Raw genomic sequence first — 15,394 nt, 5'->3', positions numbered from 1 at the left:
CGACTCATGCAGACAATCATTTGGAATGAACTCGACGATACTCAAAAACAACAAATATTAGAACGGCCGTCGATCACGAATGCAAACCAAATTAGTAGTGCCGTTGCCGCAATTATTGCGCAAGTTAAAGAGCAAGGTGATCAGGCGCTTAATGAACTAACCGCTAAATTTGATAAAGTCACCGATCAATGTATCGAAGTTTCGGCGGAACAGTTGGACAACAGTGGTCGCTCATTAAGTGATGCATTTAAGCAGGCTATCCAACTGGCCTCTAAAAATATCCGGCAATTCCATGAGGCGCAAAAACCTCGGCCAGTGATGATCGAAACGACTCCAGGAGTTCGCTGTGAACTTCGTTATAGTGCTATTCCTCATGTTGGATTATATGTCCCCGGTGGGAGCGCACCACTTCCGTCAACGGTTATGATGCTTGCAATTCCCGCGATTATGGCCGGGTGCCAAACGATCGCGCTGTGTTCACCGCCTCCGATTAGTGATGCCATTTTATATACGGCAAAAGTGTGTGGGATCACTAATGTCTACGCTGTCGGTGGGGCTCAAGCAATTGCAGCAATGGCTTATGGTACTGAAACTGTACCTAAAGTTGATAAAATATTTGGTCCTGGAAATGCCTTCGTCACTGAAGCTAAAAAACAAGTCTCTGAAGATTACAAAGGGGCTGCAATGGATATTCCAGCGGGGCCTTCCGAAGTTTTAGTCATTGCAGATAAACAAGCCAATCCTGCATATGTTGCAGCTGATCTTTTATCTCAAGCCGAACATGGCCCGGATTCTCAGGTCGTTCTGGTGACTGATTCCTCTGCTCAGGCGGCAGCCATTGAATCGGAAATTAACCGTCAGGTTATCCTGCTTGCCCGTCGGGAAATTGCAGAAAAAGCACTGAATAATAGCCAATTGATTGTTGTTGAATCTATCGAAGAAGCCGTCACTGTTTCGAATACTTATGGGCCTGAACACCTTATTATACAAACAGAAAATCCTCGTCAATGGCTCTCTCGGGTTAATAGTGCCGGCAGTGTTTTCCTAGGAGCCTGGACTCCGGAATCAGTTGGGGATTATGCCAGTGGGACCAACCATACATTACCGACATATGGTTATACTCGAACTTATTCCAGCCTTGGCACGATCGATTTTATGAAACGATTTACAGTTCAGCAACTTACTCAGGAAGGTCTCATGCGATTAGCACCGACCGTTATTGAAATTGCCAATGCGGAAGGTCTGACGGCACACCGTCGAGCTGTTACACTACGTACCGGGGAGGAACAATAATGGCTACGCAACAATTAGCTCGTCAAGCGGTCCAAGAACTGACTCCTTATCAATCCGCACGCCGGATTGGTGGGCATGGGAATATCTGGCTGAACGCCAATGAAAGCCCTGATAATGCAGGCTATCCGAATCCTGAACAACGGTTAAACCGATATCCTGAATTTCAGCCACCAGAATTAATCGAAGCTTATGCGCAATATAGTCAGCTGACCTCTGCGCAGATTTTAGCCGGACGGGGTGCCGATGAGGCCATTGATTTATTAATCCGGGCGTATTGCGAGCCAAGAAAAGATCAGATTGTGATCAATCCCCCGACTTATGGAATGTATGCCATCTGTGCGAAAACATGGGGCATCAATATTATTGAACAACCTGTCGATGCCGATTATAACCCGGATTATCAGGCCCTCACCCAGCTTGATGCCAAGTTATTCTTTATTTGTTCTCCTAACAATCCTACTGGAAATGTGGTTGATCTGGAAAAAGTGGCTCAACTGGCTAAGCAAAAGCGAGATAAAGCATTAATTGTTATTGATGAAGCCTATATCGAATTCGCTGCTGAATATACTGCGCAATCATTACTTGCAGCATACGATAACATCGTGATTTTACGCACGCTTTCCAAGGCATTTGCGTTAGCAGGAGCTCGTTGTGGCTTTATATTAGCCCACCCAGATGTCATAAATACCTTAAGTAAGGTAATTGCCCCCTACCCAGTTCCAACACCTGTGGCTGTGGTGGCTACTGAGGTTTTAACAACCCGTCTGAATGAAATGTATGAACGCGTCGAAATACAAAATGAAATACGGCGACAGTTTATTCAAGAAATTGAAAAATTAGATGGTATTGCTGAAATTTTTAGCGCTACCGGGAACTTTATTCTTATCCGATTTAGCAATCCTGATGTATTCAAACATATGTCGGAACAAGGCATTGTACTGCGGGACTTCGATGATAAACCTAAGTTGAAATCTAGCATTCGTATTTCAATTGGAACCCAGCAGGAAATGGAAGCTACATTAGCTAGCCTGAAACAGTTTATCGCAGCATCAGAAAAGGATTTTGCTTAAGATGAAAGCTGAAAAGATTTTATTTATTGACCGTGATGGCACGTTGATTGATGAGCCGATTAGCGATAAGCAAGTCGATTCACTAGAAAAGCTAAAGTTTGAACCGAACGTGATCCCTGCTCTGCTGCGCTTGCAACAAGCGGGCTATCGGCTGGTGATGGTTTCCAATCAGGATGGTTTAGGAACATCAAGCTATCCACAGCAAGATTTTGATCTTCCTCATAATGCAATGATGGAACTATTTAGCTCGCAGGGCGTGAATTTCGATGACGTATTGATCTGTCCTCATTTTCCGAAAGATAACTGCAGCTGCCGTAAACCTAAATTAGGTTTGGTTAAATCTTATCTGCAACAAGGGCGTATCGATTTTACTACTTCGGCTGTCATCGGGGATCGTGAGACTGATCTTCAATTGGCTGAAAACATGGGCATTCAAGGGATCCAGTATCATCGCGATAACAATGGTTGGTTGATGATTGTTCAATCTCTCGTGGATCAACCCCGAGTTGCTGAAGTGATTCGAAAAACCAGCGAAACCTATATTCGGGTTAAAGTGAATCTCGATAGCCGTGAGAAAAGCCAGATCAGTACCGGTATTGGTTTTTTTGACCATATGCTAGATCAGATCGCAACGCATGGTGGTTTTTATCTAGCCTGTGAAGTGAAAGGTGATTTACACATTGATGATCACCACACGATTGAAGATACCGCTTTGGCGTTAGGTCAAGCGATTGAAGAAGCTCTTGGTGATAAACGTGGCATTAATCGCTTTGGTTTTACGTTGCCTATGGATGAAGTCCTTGCTCAATGTGCCTTGGATTTATCGGGTCGCGCTTATTTGCAGTTTAATGCACCACTTGCGCAACCCTCTGTGGGGGAAATGAATACCGAGATGGTTTCACACTTTTTCCGATCTCTGGCGGATTCATTACACTGTACATTACATTTGAGTGCAACAGAGGGAAACACCCACCACGTTGTCGAATCATTATTTAAATGTTTTGGTAGAACGCTGGGTCAAGCCATCCTTAAAACAAGTGATGTGCTACCGAGCAGTAAAGGAGTTCTGTAGTGAATATCATCATTGATACCGGCTGCGCTAATATCTCCTCGCTCCGTTTTGCAGTGGAACGTCTCAATTATCCTGTGCAGGTAACCGCAGATAAAGAGGCGATCCTTACTGCCGAAAAAGTTTTTCTTCCCGGCGTAGGCACGGTGAAGGAGGCGATGGCAAATTTACGCAAACGTGATTTAGTTGCAATCATTCGTCAAGTCGAAGCCCCTTTGCTTGGCATCTGTCTGGGAATGCAAATCTTAGGGGAACAGTCATATGAAGGGGGGGCTTACGAGAGTACAACCCCCATTGAATGTCTGGGACTTATTCCGGGGAAAATTAGCAAGATGATCGCTAAGGATGTTCCACTTCCTCATATGGGATGGAACCAAATAACCCCAAGTGATCATCCGTTGTTTCAGGGAATATCGGCAAATGACTATTTTTATTTTGTTCACAGTTATGCGATGCCGATTGGTGATTACACCTTAGCACAGTGTGATTATGGTCAGCCTTTTTCCGCAGCTATTGGTCAAGGTAATTTTATGGGGGTTCAATTTCACCCTGAACGAAGTGGTGCCGCAGGTGCTCGATTACTGAAAAACTTTCTGGAGATGTAGATGATTATCCCTGCACTTGATCTTATTAACGGACAGGTTGTGCGCCTTTATCAAGGTGATTACAAGCAAAAGACGACGTACAGCGATGATCCAGGTGATCAGTTTTTAAGTTATCAGCGACAAGGGGCGGATTGGTTGCATCTTGTCGATCTGGATGGAGCCAAGGATAGTCAAGCTCGCCAACTTACCGTTATCCGTAAATTGATCGCAGATACACCTGCCAATATCCAAATTGGTGGGGGGGTTCGTAGTGAAGATGATGTGAAAGAACTGCTTGATGTCGGTGCCGCTCGGGTGGTTATTGGTTCGCTTGCGGTCAAACAACCGGAATTAGTAGCCAGTTGGCTGGAAAAATACGGCGCGGAACACATCGTTCTGGCACTGGACATTAACATTAATGCTCAAGGCCAACGATTAGTCGCTGTTTCCGGATGGCAACAAGACAGCAATATGACCATTGATGCTCTCTTGAACATCTATCGTCCCAAAGGTCTTAAGCACGTTCTTTGTACCGATATCTCCCGTGATGGCACTCTGCAAGGGTCAAATGTTGAGTTATATCAGGATTTGTGTTCAATTTATAAAGATATCAATTTCCAGTCGTCAGGAGGAATTGGCTCGCTCGATGATATTGCCGCCCTTCGCCATACGGGGGTTGCAGGTGTAATTGTCGGTAAAGCACTACTGGAAGGCAAATTTACCGTTGCTGAAGCGATTAAATGCTGGCAGCAGTAAAACAAAACATAAGCGTTAAAGTTTTCTCTTAAATATTGTTTTGGAAGCCTTTAACGATATATAGGAATCATGATGAAACACAACATAATCATCACCACAGATCGGGAGTATTGTCATGCTTGCTAAACGAATCATTCCTTGTCTTGATGTTCGCGATGGAAAAGTCGTGAAAGGAGTTCAGTTTCGTAACCACGAGATTATCGGCGATATCGTCCCATTAGCCAAACGTTATGCTGAAGAAGGTGCTGACGAACTCGTTTTTTACGATATTACCGCCAGTAGCGATGCTCGAGTTGTTGATAAAAGCTGGGTTAGTCGGGTCGCTGAAGTGATTGATATCCCCTTCTGCGTCGCCGGTGGTCTTAAAAGTGAAGAAGATGTTGCTCGCACGCTTCAGCATGGGGCTGATAAGATCTCCATTAATTCACCGGCCCTTGCCGATCCAGAGTTGATCACCCGGCTCGCGGATCGTTTTGGAGTACAGTGCATTGTGGTTGGAATCGACAGTTATTATGATGATGCAACGGGTCAATATCAGGTTAAACAGTTTACCGGTTCTGAAAAGTCAACCATTACCACCGCTTGGAATACGTTGGACTGGGTACAAGAAGTACAGCGTCGGGGCGCTGGAGAAATTGTCTTGAATATGATGAATCAAGATGGCGTTCGACAGGGGTATGATCTTGAGCAACTCCGACAGGTACGTAAACTCTGCCATGTTCCATTGATTGCATCTGGTGGGGCCGGAGAAATGTCTCATTTTAGTGATGCATTTTTAAAAGCCGATGTTGACGGTGCGCTTGCCGCCAGCGTTTTTCATAAACAAATTATCAATATTGGGGAATTAAAAGTATTCCTCGCTCAACAAAATGTGGTAGTCCGTCAATGAGTGAATCAATTAGCCAACAAATAGATTGGGAAAAAGTAAATGGGTTAGTTCCTGCGATCATCCAAGATGGTCATAGCGGACAGGTTTTGATGCTCGGTTACATGAATGCTGATGCATTGGAAAAAACAGTGGCAGAAAAGCAAGTCACTTTTTATAGCCGTACTAAACAACGGCTGTGGACCAAAGGAGAGACATCGGGCAACATATTAAAATTACAATCGATAAAACTCGACTGTGATCAAGATACGTTACTGGTTACTGTTGATCCAGTTGGCCCCACTTGCCATACCGGAACAATCAGTTGTTTCGGCGATCTGGATGATACCGATTTTGGGTTCCTTGCAGAGTTGGAACGTGTTATTGAAAGCCGTCATGGCGAAGACCCGGAAAAAAGCTATACAGCCCACCTGTTCCAAAGAGGAACTAAACGGATGGCGCAAAAGGTGGGGGAAGAAGGTGTTGAAGTGGCTTTGGCTGCAACCGTTGAAGATCGCCATGAACTAACGAATGAAAGTGCCGATCTATTATTCCATCTGCTCGTATTACTCAGTGATGCTAAATTACCTCTGGGTGATGTGGTTGAATGTTTAAAACAACGGCATAAGTAATTAGATTCGGGTATTTAGGGCTGTTGATCTGTCGGGACTGAATGGGTGATTTTGAACGCAATGGAATTTGTTTGTGACATGAGTTAAACAAACAAAGTGCAGCAAGCTTTTTCATTGCAAAACAGAATCACGAAAATTCAACAGCTTGCAGAGCAGCAGCCCTGATATCCGCCCCATCCTTTTCTCAATGATTCATATTTATAATTAATCATGCCTAAATTAGTTTTATCTATGAATACGATTCATAACATTAACAAAACTTAATCCTCATCTGGCCACGATGAAAGGCTAGTTTCTAGCGACTGTTATAGTAAAATTACGTCACTGTTTTTGATTGGTTGTTTTTATGCAATTGTTTCACCATCTAGCCTGGTTTTTTAAGCGCTATTGGCATCGTTATGCTATCGCCCTTCTCATGTTGGCCATCGTGGCTGTGTTAAATATGATTGTTCCTTGGATGATTGGACGTTCGGTTGACCAACTTCTGGATACAAGATCGCTACATGACAGTACCCAATATTTAATCGCGTTAGTAGGTTGTGCTATTGCGGTCTATTTTCTTCGATTCGGTTGGCGTCGAGTCTTATTTGGAACATCTTATAATCTGGGTAATATTTTACGACAACATTTCTATCAACGTCTCACACGGCAAGGGCAGGCCTTTTTTAATGCGCATTCAACAGGCGATTTGATGGCTCGGGCGACAAATGATATTGATGCGGTAGAGATGGCTGCTGGTGAAGGGATCCTTTCGGGCTTCGATGGTTTACTCACCTTTATTTTGGTCATCATCATGATGTTTGTGTTTATCGATTGGCGTCTGGCTATTTTTGCCCTACTGCCATTTCCGATTATGGGAGGCGCATTTTATCATCTTTCTCACCGAATCCACGGCCAATTCAAAGACTCACTTGAGAAGTTTTCGACTCTGAATGAACAGGTTCAGCAGGCCATGACGGGAATGCGAATGACCAAAGCAATGGGACGTGAGCATATTGAAACGCTGAATTTTGATCAAATTGCTGAAAATGCCGCAGAAAGTAATTACCGGGTAGCGCGTACTGAAGCTAAGTATGAACCTGTCATTGGCTTGAGTCTGGGCGGCGCGCTCCTTATTACTTTATTGGCTGGGGCTTGGCAGATCCATGCCGGACAACTCAGTATTGGGAAGCTCACTAGCTTCACCATGTATTTATCCGAGCTAATTTGGCCTATGTGGGCCTTTGGCTGGCTCATGAATATTGTACAGCGTGGTAATGCGGCCATTGAGCGTCTTGAACAGCTACTAACGATTAAAGACAGTATTGATGATTTCGGTACTGAAGAGCTGCAAGCCACCTCAGTAAGCGTTCGTGAACTTACGTTTTTTTATCCGGAAAGTTCAACACCAAGTTTGAAACACATTAATTTTGAATTTCCGGCCAACACCGTATTAGGAATTGTGGGGCCGACGGGTGCTGGAAAATCGACATTAATTCAATTACTGATGCGTTATTGGCAAACCAAACAGGGCCAAATTTGTCTGGGAGGAAAAGCTATTGAACAATATCAATTAGCACAGCTGCGTTCGGCTTTTGCTTATGTACCTCAGGATCCATTTCTATTTAGTACCACTATCGCTGAAAATATTCGGATGGGTAATCCGTCGGCCACTTTTGAACAAGTTCGAGAGGCGGCTCGTGTGGCTGCGATCGATGACGATATCATGAACTTCCCGGAAGGGTATGACACATTAGTCGGTGAACGGGGTGTAACGCTTTCAGGTGGGCAACGCCAGAGGATTTCTATTGCTCGGGCTTTAATTAGTGAAGCTCCTATGTTGATCCTTGATGATTCTTTGTCTGCAGTCGATGTTCATACTGAGCAAAAAATAATAAGTCATTTACGTTCTCGTACCGGCCAAAGCGTGATTATTATCAGCCATCGACTCTCTGCGGTTGAACATGCACAGCAAATTATGGTGCTGCATCATGGGGAAATTCTTGAGCTTGGAAGTCATGCTGAGTTATTGCAACAAGATCGATGGTATGCCCGGATGCATAACTATCAGCAACTTGAAAAACAGATTGGAGAACGTTCGCATGGCTGATTCAAAAGCCTCGAAAGGCACTTTCGCGCTATTGATGAGTTATGTTGTTGCCGATCGTCCATTATTGATTAAAGCAATTATTTTACTTGTCATTGCCACGGGGTTAGATGTATTAGGGCCCATTTTAGCAAAAATTTTTATTGATGATTTTGTGGTTCCTGATCACTATCCCGTAAAATCCATTTTAGTCATTGTTGCACTCTTTATTATCACCAAAGTGCTTGGAGCTTATCTGCGTTATCAGCAGACACTGAAATTTACTGACATGGCCTTAGCGGCCGTTTTGGATATTCGTAAACGAGTTTTTCATCATGTACTGAAATTGCCAATGGCATTTTTTGATCATGCACGTACCGGACAACTTGTTAGCCGTATCACCAACGATACTGAATCGATTAAAGATTTGTATGTACAGTTTCTCTCGGTGGTCCTAACGAATACTATTTTACTTTGTGGTATTTTGATCGCGATGGCTATTTTAAATATCAAATTGATGCTGGTTGCCGCATTATTACTGCCCACCGTGATCGGAATGATCTACATATATCAACGTCTAAGTGGCCCTGCAGTCGCTCAAAGTCGCCAAGCTCGTTCCGATATCAATGCGACGATCAGTGAATCTATCGGCGGAATGGCAGTGATTCAAGCAACTCACCAGCAGCAATCTAAATTAGATGCCTTTGATACCATTAATCAGCGGTACTATAAAACAAGGATCACTGCGATCAAAATCGGGTCATTCTTACTTCGCCCAGCGATTAACTTGCTCAGTATCCTAGTGCTTGCAGGAATCGTTTGGGTCTTTGGTTTAGAAGAAATTGATGGGGCCGTCAAAGTTGGGGTTCTTTATGCTTTTTTGAATTATTTGGGCCGTTTTACAGAGCCTCTCGCAGAAATTACTCAGCGCTTTAACCTCTATCAGCAGGCCATGGTGGCGGGTGATCGTGTTTATACCCTACTCCATGAACAGGAACAAAACGCAGATTCTGATCCAGAGCAAAGAATTACCCATGGAGCAATTAGCCTAAATCAAGTTGGTTTTTCTTATGTTGAAGGAAAACCCGTACTAAAACAGATCGATCTTACTATTCCAGCAGGAAGTTTTTATGCCATTGTTGGACATACTGGAAGCGGTAAAAGTACATTACTCAATCTGTTATTAAATTTCTATCAACCGCAGATTGGTGAAATTTATTTTGATGGTCAACCTATTAGTAGATTTGAGCATGATGAAATTCGCTCGCAAGTTGGATTGATTCCTCAGGAGCCATTTATTTTGGCATCTACAATTTATGAAAATATCGATATGGGACGAAATTTAAGTTCGCAACAGGTTGAGGATGCCGCACGAAAAGCCCATCTCGATGAGATTATTGCTGAGATGGAATTGGGATATGAAACTCCGCTGGGTGAAGGCGGCTTACGCCTTTCAACTGGTCAGCGCCAACAACTCGTCATTGCGCGAGCATTGGCTGGTAATCCGAAAATTCTACTGCTTGATGAAGCAACGGCCAATATGGATAGTGAGACCGAACAAGTGATCCAGCGAGCCTTAGATGAGCTACGCGGTCATGTTACAATGGTGGTGGTTGCTCATCGTTTATCAACGATTAAAAATGCTCAACAAATTGTCGTTATGGAAAATGGACGAATAAGTGAAATGGGGAATCATAAACAGCTCATGAGCTTAGCTGGAGGGTTATATCAATCGATGTATCGATTACAACAGCAAGCCCAGAAAGTTTCACAGATCGAGACTATTACGGCTTAAAATATTCTTCCGGAGGCCGTTTCGATGCGGCCTGTCCCTGCCAGCGTTGTTTACCGGCCCACACATGGCGATAATAGATTTGTTGCTCTGGTATTGTGTTGAGGCCTGTAGTTTTTTGATAGCGAGAGATAAATGCTTGATAAAGCCCATATTTAAAATAGCTAATATCAGCACTCATCGTTGGCCCTTGGTAATTCACGAATGGTTTTTCGTCAACCCATACTCGAAGTGAACCATTTGTTTTTTTCGACCACTGGACTTCGACATCAAATTGGTGCCAATTTCCTCGCAAGGTGGCCCAGGGTAATAATAAATATCGTTGTTTATCTTTTCGATGCAAGTGATTCACAAGCCAGTAGCCTTGATGGTCAAGTTCAAACATCCAACTGGGTTTGGCTCTGACTTGGTGAAATTGAACTAAAGTAACTTTGGTGGGATAGATATCTGGAAAGTGATTATCGATAAAAAACTCCCAGTGATACCAGAGGTGTTCACCACTGTGAGTGCTCTTATGTTTTTCAGAAAGCTCACTGCGCTGTCGATCCTGTTTGCAATCATCCCAGTTACGATTCGCAAAACAGTCCCCATGCTTTACAGTAAATAATTCTATCGCTTCATGATCCGTCATCGTTCGCGCTTGATAACCCCAAGGGGCATCATTTAAAGAACGCATCATGGGATTTAATAACCCGCGATCTATATCGTTCAGTTCTGATGAAACAGCACCATTAGAAAAAGAAATGAGAACATGGAATAGCAGAATAGAAACAACGGATACACGCAAAGGCATTATATTATCTCCACAGGTCGCTTCTATAACAAAGAAGCGACCTGCCGAAACGCTCTCTATTTTAGAAGCGGTAACCGACGCCGACGCCAACCAGCCAAGGGTTTAAATGACCCGTAGCATGGACAGCCGTTCCGCCAACAGATGTATCAACTTTAGCTTTCAAATAAAGTTTTTTCACATCGATGTTAAATGACCAATTGCCAGCAATGGCATAGTCCAAACCAGCTTGGAAAGCATACCCAAATTTATTTCCATAATCGATAGAACTATTATCATTACCGTGATGTTCGTTATAGAAAAGCGTGTAGTTTATTCCCGCACCAACATATGGGCTAAAACGACTATCAGGCATAAAGTGATATTGTGCGGTCAGGGTTGGTGGTAATAAACGAACAGAGCCCAGATCAACTTTTGAACCACCAACATGCCAATCAACATCGTGCTTAGATGTCCCAGCAATTAATTCCAATGCAAAATGATCAGTAAAAAAATAGGAAAAATCTAATTCAGGGATAACGTCGTTATTAACGTGCCCACTTCCTCCGATATTACTGTTTAAACTCTCATCGGGAAGTACATCAACAATGCGAGCACGGATTAAAAAATCACCCGCCTGTTTAGGTTTAAATTGAGTCGCTGCTTGAGTAGACCCCATCGTAATGAGCAATGATGCCGCTATCACACTCAAACCCAAAATGCTTCCATAACCAGACTTTTTCATTTTTATAACTCCAAGTAACATTCCTTTTTGTAGTGTTTAAAATGCATGTTTTGTAGGAGTTTTTTATTGATCGATATCAATAGAAATTCAAAGTTGTTATCAGATAAAAGAAGTAGTTTAATTTATATGCAATAAATCACATTTTTATTTAACAAATAAAAATGTATCCAAAATGACTCTTAATGGGAATTATTTTAAAAGTATAGACATGGCCGTCATGGAATTTCTATCTGATAGGATAAATTCACGCGATATTTGCTGATATGAAAGTAATCGCTACTCTATTAGCGATTTACTGGTAATTATTTCAACGATGATTTATATGAAAATTTATATAAAGTAACCATTTAGTAATGCGTCATCTCAGTACATGTGCATCACCGGTGTTATGGTCTCAAGAGGTTAGAACCATCATAGGGTTACTGCAATAAGTGTATAAGATCACCGTAATTAATTAACATATATTTAACTAAATTTAATTATATTAAGGCTTTTTACTTATCCAATTAAAGTTTATACGTAAATCACATGCTATTAATGCTTTCAAATTACTCTTTTAAGGTTGAACTCATTCTACTTACTTCATATCGTTATAATAAAGATTTGAGGACTCTATACTACGGGAGATTATTAAATTTAGAATAGATGGATATGTGGTCATAATCCATAAAGGAGGGGTTAAATTTGCTTTACAGATTAAGATAATGACGAAATTAACTCGTTCTTTTGCAGGCTAAAAGCCAGAATTGAAACAATACAGTGAATAACACCATCTAATTAGTTGAGAATCCACTCCCCTGCCAGTCGAATTCTGATTCAATAACAACCCGTTCGACTCTAGCCATCGGTGAACCTTTTCGTAACCATGCCAACATTTTACTCACGTTAACATCACTACCCTTCATGACGACTTCAACCTGCCCATCGCTTAAATTTCTGGCATATCCTTCAAGATTAAGATTACGGGCTTCCATCAACGCGAAATAACGAAACCCAACGCCTTGAACACGTCCTGAAACAAAAGCTCTTTTACATACAGGCATAAACTTTCTCAATTTTATCGATATGAGCGTAAGGAAACGGCTGGAGAACTCAATAAAATATCATCGGAACTTAAATCTCGGACATAATGATGGCAAGATTCACCGTCAACCGTCTGCGACTCTATTTCAGAAAACCCATAACTTATCCACAATTGCCGTAATTTATCTTGATGACAATTGCACATAAGCATCAACTGGCTATAACCATGCTCGATACCATACCGACAGGCCCAATCAAGCATTCGTCGGGAGAGTTCTTTCCCCGCATAGCGTCGACTGATAGCCAATTTATGAATAAATAGGCTTCCCCGCCGTTGTTCATTGGTAATCTGCGGCCAGTAACAATGATTATTTAAAATCATTGCAGCAACAGCTTCACCATCCCTATAGCCCAGATAAAGTTCATCAATACGGTTATGAGCAAGTATTGTATGTGGCGCAATTTGCTCACTATCCCATAAGATTTCACCCTGAGTCTGAAACCAACGAGCGGCCTCCATCATAATTTCACAAAATTTATAGAGGTCTATAGCTCGTATAGGCCGAAGCTCGAATACTGATTCGTCATGATCCAATTTCATTCCGATTTTACAACTCCGTTATGGGTCTTATGTGATTATATCACTTTCAAACCAGCAAATGGCAATCATCTAACAATCTGATTTTTGCAACTTATGAACCATTAACATCGTTTCTATCTCAAAGCTGATGTAAGAATTCTTGTCGAGTGGCTAGATTAGTTTTAAATATTCCACCTAAGGCCGTAGTGGTCGTATCACTTGTAGTATCCTGAATCCCCCGTGACTTCACACAATAATGAACGGCATTCATGCGAACGGCGACATTTGCTGTGCCTAAAAGGGTCTGAAGTGCAACTAGAACCTGTTGAGTCAACCGTTCTTGAACCTGAGGGCGTTGTGAAAAGAACTGAACAATGCGATTGATTTTGGATAGACCAATAACTTTTTTGTTGGGTAAATAAGCGACATGAGCAAATCCATCAATGGTTGCAAAATGATGCTCACAGGTACTCACCATTGTGATGTTTTTAACAGTGACCATTTCATCAACATTCATTTTATTATCAATGAGGGTTATTTTAGGAAAATTAGAATAATTTAATCCTCGGAAAACTTCGGATACATACATTTTTGCAATTCGAACCGGAGTATCCATCAGGCTATCATCGGTCAGATCCATTCCTAAAATATTTAAAATTTCTTGAAAATGCTGACTGATCATATCAATTTTTGTTACATCATCCATTGTAGCCTGAACCATACAAGGCGTTTCAATTCCCGCATCAAGTAACGCTTGCTGAACCCGCTTTGCATCGCTGGATATTTCTGTCATCTTATTTATATTCCTTTCATTTTTCTATATCAGTTATTTCATTACAGGCACCCGAAAGCTACTGCTCATCAGCTGAATAGCTGGTATTATACGGGCATTTATAGCCTAACGGAGACGCTTATGGACTCTTGCGCTCATCCTAGTTTGATGTCTGTTGAGCAGGCATTATCTCATCTTCTCGAACAATTATCAGTTAAATCTGAAACCGCTAAATTCCCTATTGAAAAAAGCCATGGTCACTATCTTGCGGATTCAGCAACAGCACAGACCGATATTCCATCATTTGCTAACTCGGCAATGGATGGCTATGCCTTTGCGTATGATGACTTGGCTAATAATTCATCACTTGAAATTACTCATCATATTCTGGCGGGAGATACGACGTCTCATCAACTTAATGCCGGTGAATGTGCCCGCATTATGACTGGCGCTCCTTTGCCAATAGGTGCTGATACCGTTGTGATGCAAGAGCGGACTGAAGTCAATGATAATCATATGAGTATCAATGGATCAGTTAAAAAAGGCGAAAATGTACGTCTTCCCGGAGAAAGCATCGCTCAAGGAACCCAAGTAGCCCTCTCAGGTGATAAAATCAGCGCGGCACATATTGGTTTATTTGCCAGTATCGGTTTAACTTCTGTTCAATGTTTCAAACCGCTAACCATTGGTATTTTTTCAACGGGTGATGAATTAAAGCAACCTGGTCAACCTCTTGAATTTGGTCAGATCTATGACTCAAACCGCGCTATGCTTGCGGCGATATTACATCAACTCCCGGTTCAGGTCATCGACTATGGTGCGATTAATGATGATCTGGAAGCCATTACTCAGGTATTAGCAACTGCAGATAAACAGTGTGATGCAGTCATCAGTAGTGCCGGTGTTTCTGTTGGAACCGCTGACTTTACTAAAACAGCTTTGGAAACATTGGGACAAATTGAGTTCTGGAAAGTTGCGATGAAGCCTGGAAAACCCTTTGCGTTCGGGCGACTATCTAACAGTGTCTTTTTTGGACTCCCCGGGAATCCCGTATCAGCCATGGTGACATTTTTACAATTAGTTGTGCCCGCACTCACTAAATTGGGGGGGGGGAAAGTTCATCCTTCGGTTCGTTGGCCTGCGATTGCAACAACCCCGTTTAAAAAACGCCCCGGGCGCACGGACTTTCAGCGAGCAATTGCCCATGTTAATGCTCAAGGGCATTGGGAAGTACAGTCGTCCGGTTTTCAAGGAAGTGCAACTTTGACCACTTTTATTGGTGCGAATTGTTTTGCAGTATTAGAGAAAGATCGGGGACCCGTCAGCAAAGGTGAGATCGTCCAGATTGAAATGATCCCTTCGATCCTGACGGCTTAATG

At 42.4% G+C, this 15,394-nt stretch carries 15 protein-coding genes; 10 read left to right on the top strand and 5 right to left on the bottom strand.

The genetic code is table 11. From position 1 onward, the window contains the following. Positions 1-6: 6 nt before the first annotated feature. The 9 genes from hisD (at position 7) to ABUE20_RS06930 (ending at position 10,129) form a co-directional block, all read left to right on the top strand. Complete coding sequence (gene hisD / locus ABUE20_RS06970) at positions 7-1,293, top strand: histidinol dehydrogenase (protein ID WP_408619156.1); 1,287 nt, start codon at positions 7-9, stop codon at positions 1,291-1,293. Continuing rightward, positions 1,293-2,363 carry a histidinol-phosphate transaminase gene (gene hisC / locus ABUE20_RS06965; protein ID WP_408619155.1) on the top strand — a complete coding sequence of 357 codons (1,071 nt, stop codon included), beginning with the start codon at positions 1,293-1,295 and terminating at the stop codon, positions 2,361-2,363. Before hisD ends, hisC begins: the two co-directional genes overlap by 1 nt. Before the next feature lies 1 nt (position 2,364). After that, positions 2,365-3,435 carry a bifunctional histidinol-phosphatase/imidazoleglycerol-phosphate dehydratase HisB gene (hisB, locus tag ABUE20_RS06960; protein ID WP_408619154.1) on the top strand — a complete coding sequence of 357 codons (1,071 nt, stop codon included), beginning with the start codon at positions 2,365-2,367 and terminating at the stop codon, positions 3,433-3,435. Beyond that, on the top strand, positions 3,435-4,037 hold the full coding sequence (gene hisH, locus ABUE20_RS06955) for an imidazole glycerol phosphate synthase subunit HisH (RefSeq protein ID WP_408619153.1): 603 nt from the start codon (positions 3,435-3,437) through the stop codon (positions 4,035-4,037). Before hisB ends, hisH begins: the two co-directional genes overlap by 1 nt. Continuing rightward, the gene (gene hisA, locus ABUE20_RS06950; protein WP_408619152.1) at positions 4,038-4,772 is read left to right on the top strand and encodes a 1-(5-phosphoribosyl)-5-[(5-phosphoribosylamino)methylideneamino]imidazole-4-carboxamide isomerase; all 735 of its coding nucleotides are present in this window, start codon (positions 4,038-4,040) and stop codon (positions 4,770-4,772) included. A 115-nt stretch (positions 4,773-4,887) separates the two neighbouring features. After that, positions 4,888-5,661, top strand: coding sequence for an imidazole glycerol phosphate synthase subunit HisF (gene hisF, locus ABUE20_RS06945; RefSeq protein WP_408619151.1), 774 nt, complete (start codon positions 4,888-4,890; stop codon positions 5,659-5,661). Further along, positions 5,658-6,269 carry a bifunctional phosphoribosyl-AMP cyclohydrolase/phosphoribosyl-ATP diphosphatase HisIE gene (gene hisIE, locus ABUE20_RS06940; protein ID WP_408619150.1) on the top strand — a complete coding sequence of 204 codons (612 nt, stop codon included), beginning with the start codon at positions 5,658-5,660 and terminating at the stop codon, positions 6,267-6,269. Before hisF ends, hisIE begins: the two co-directional genes overlap by 4 nt. 346 nt (positions 6,270-6,615) lie before the next feature. Beyond that, positions 6,616-8,358: an ABC transporter ATP-binding protein gene (locus ABUE20_RS06935; protein WP_408619149.1), complete on the top strand. Its 1,743-nt coding sequence runs from the start codon at positions 6,616-6,618 to the stop codon at positions 8,356-8,358. Then, a complete protein-coding gene (locus ABUE20_RS06930) occupies positions 8,351-10,129 on the top strand; it encodes an ABC transporter ATP-binding protein (RefSeq protein WP_408619148.1) in 1,779 nt (592 codons plus the stop codon). Before ABUE20_RS06935 ends, ABUE20_RS06930 begins: the two co-directional genes overlap by 8 nt. On the opposite strand, the gene ABUE20_RS06925 is transcribed toward ABUE20_RS06930, so the two are convergent. The 5 genes from ABUE20_RS06925 to folE form a co-directional block, all read right to left on the bottom strand. After that, positions 10,119-10,919, bottom strand: coding sequence for a heparin lyase I family protein (locus tag ABUE20_RS06925; protein WP_408619147.1), 801 nt, complete (start codon positions 10,917-10,919; stop codon positions 10,119-10,121). The genes ABUE20_RS06930 and ABUE20_RS06925 overlap by 11 nt on opposite strands. A gap of 61 nt (positions 10,920-10,980) precedes the next feature. Further along, complete coding sequence (locus tag ABUE20_RS06920) at positions 10,981-11,640, bottom strand: OmpW/AlkL family protein (protein WP_408619146.1); 660 nt, start codon at positions 11,638-11,640, stop codon at positions 10,981-10,983. Between the two features lie 773 nt (positions 11,641-12,413). After that, positions 12,414-12,683 carry an acylphosphatase gene (gene yccX, locus ABUE20_RS06915; protein WP_408619145.1) on the bottom strand — a complete coding sequence of 90 codons (270 nt, stop codon included), beginning with the start codon at positions 12,681-12,683 and terminating at the stop codon, positions 12,414-12,416. A 14-nt stretch (positions 12,684-12,697) separates the two neighbouring features. After that, positions 12,698-13,264 carry a GNAT family N-acetyltransferase gene (locus ABUE20_RS06910; protein ID WP_408619144.1) on the bottom strand — a complete coding sequence of 189 codons (567 nt, stop codon included), beginning with the start codon at positions 13,262-13,264 and terminating at the stop codon, positions 12,698-12,700. Between the two features lie 118 nt (positions 13,265-13,382). After that, on the bottom strand, positions 13,383-14,036 hold the full coding sequence (gene folE / locus ABUE20_RS06905) for a GTP cyclohydrolase I FolE (RefSeq protein ID WP_408619143.1): 654 nt from the start codon (positions 14,034-14,036) through the stop codon (positions 13,383-13,385). A gap of 120 nt (positions 14,037-14,156) precedes the next feature. Between folE and moeA the strand changes: the two genes are divergently transcribed. Then, positions 14,157-15,392 carry a molybdopterin molybdotransferase MoeA gene (moeA, locus tag ABUE20_RS06900; protein WP_408619142.1) on the top strand — a complete coding sequence of 412 codons (1,236 nt, stop codon included), beginning with the start codon at positions 14,157-14,159 and terminating at the stop codon, positions 15,390-15,392. Positions 15,393-15,394 lie beyond the last annotated feature (2 nt).

This window comes from Celerinatantimonas marina (assembly GCF_046054165.1).
Lineage (GTDB): Bacteria > Pseudomonadota > Gammaproteobacteria > Enterobacterales > Celerinatantimonadaceae > Celerinatantimonas.
Note: the sequence above shows the minus strand (reverse complement) of the source record. Positions and strands in the feature narration are given on the sequence as shown.

Bases quoted from the DNA above. Each gene is read 5' to 3' on its own strand.
- ABUE20_RS06910 (WP_408619144.1), bottom strand. From the start codon at position 13,264: ATGAAATTGGATCATGACGAATCAGTATTCGAGCTTCGGCCTATACGA.
- moeA (WP_408619142.1), top strand. From the start codon at position 14,157: ATGGACTCTTGCGCTCATCCTAGTTTGATGTCTGTTGAGCAGGCATTA.
- ABUE20_RS06920 (WP_408619146.1), bottom strand. From the start codon at position 11,640: ATGAAAAAGTCTGGTTATGGAAGCATTTTGGGTTTGAGTGTGATAGCG.
- hisIE (WP_408619150.1), top strand. From the start codon at position 5,658: ATGAGTGAATCAATTAGCCAACAAATAGATTGGGAAAAAGTAAATGGG.
- yccX (WP_408619145.1), bottom strand. From the start codon at position 12,683: ATGCCTGTATGTAAAAGAGCTTTTGTTTCAGGACGTGTTCAAGGCGTT.
- hisC (WP_408619155.1), top strand. From the start codon at position 1,293: ATGGCTACGCAACAATTAGCTCGTCAAGCGGTCCAAGAACTGACTCCT.
- hisA (WP_408619152.1), top strand. From the start codon at position 4,038: ATGATTATCCCTGCACTTGATCTTATTAACGGACAGGTTGTGCGCCTT.
- hisB (WP_408619154.1), top strand. From the start codon at position 2,365: ATGAAAGCTGAAAAGATTTTATTTATTGACCGTGATGGCACGTTGATT.
- hisD (WP_408619156.1), top strand. From the start codon at position 7: ATGCAGACAATCATTTGGAATGAACTCGACGATACTCAAAAACAACAA.
- folE (WP_408619143.1), bottom strand. From the start codon at position 14,036: ATGACAGAAATATCCAGCGATGCAAAGCGGGTTCAGCAAGCGTTACTT.
- ABUE20_RS06935 (WP_408619149.1), top strand. From the start codon at position 6,616: ATGCAATTGTTTCACCATCTAGCCTGGTTTTTTAAGCGCTATTGGCAT.
- ABUE20_RS06925 (WP_408619147.1), bottom strand. From the start codon at position 10,919: ATGCCTTTGCGTGTATCCGTTGTTTCTATTCTGCTATTCCATGTTCTC.
- hisF (WP_408619151.1), top strand. From the start codon at position 4,888: ATGCTTGCTAAACGAATCATTCCTTGTCTTGATGTTCGCGATGGAAAA.
- ABUE20_RS06930 (WP_408619148.1), top strand. From the start codon at position 8,351: ATGGCTGATTCAAAAGCCTCGAAAGGCACTTTCGCGCTATTGATGAGT.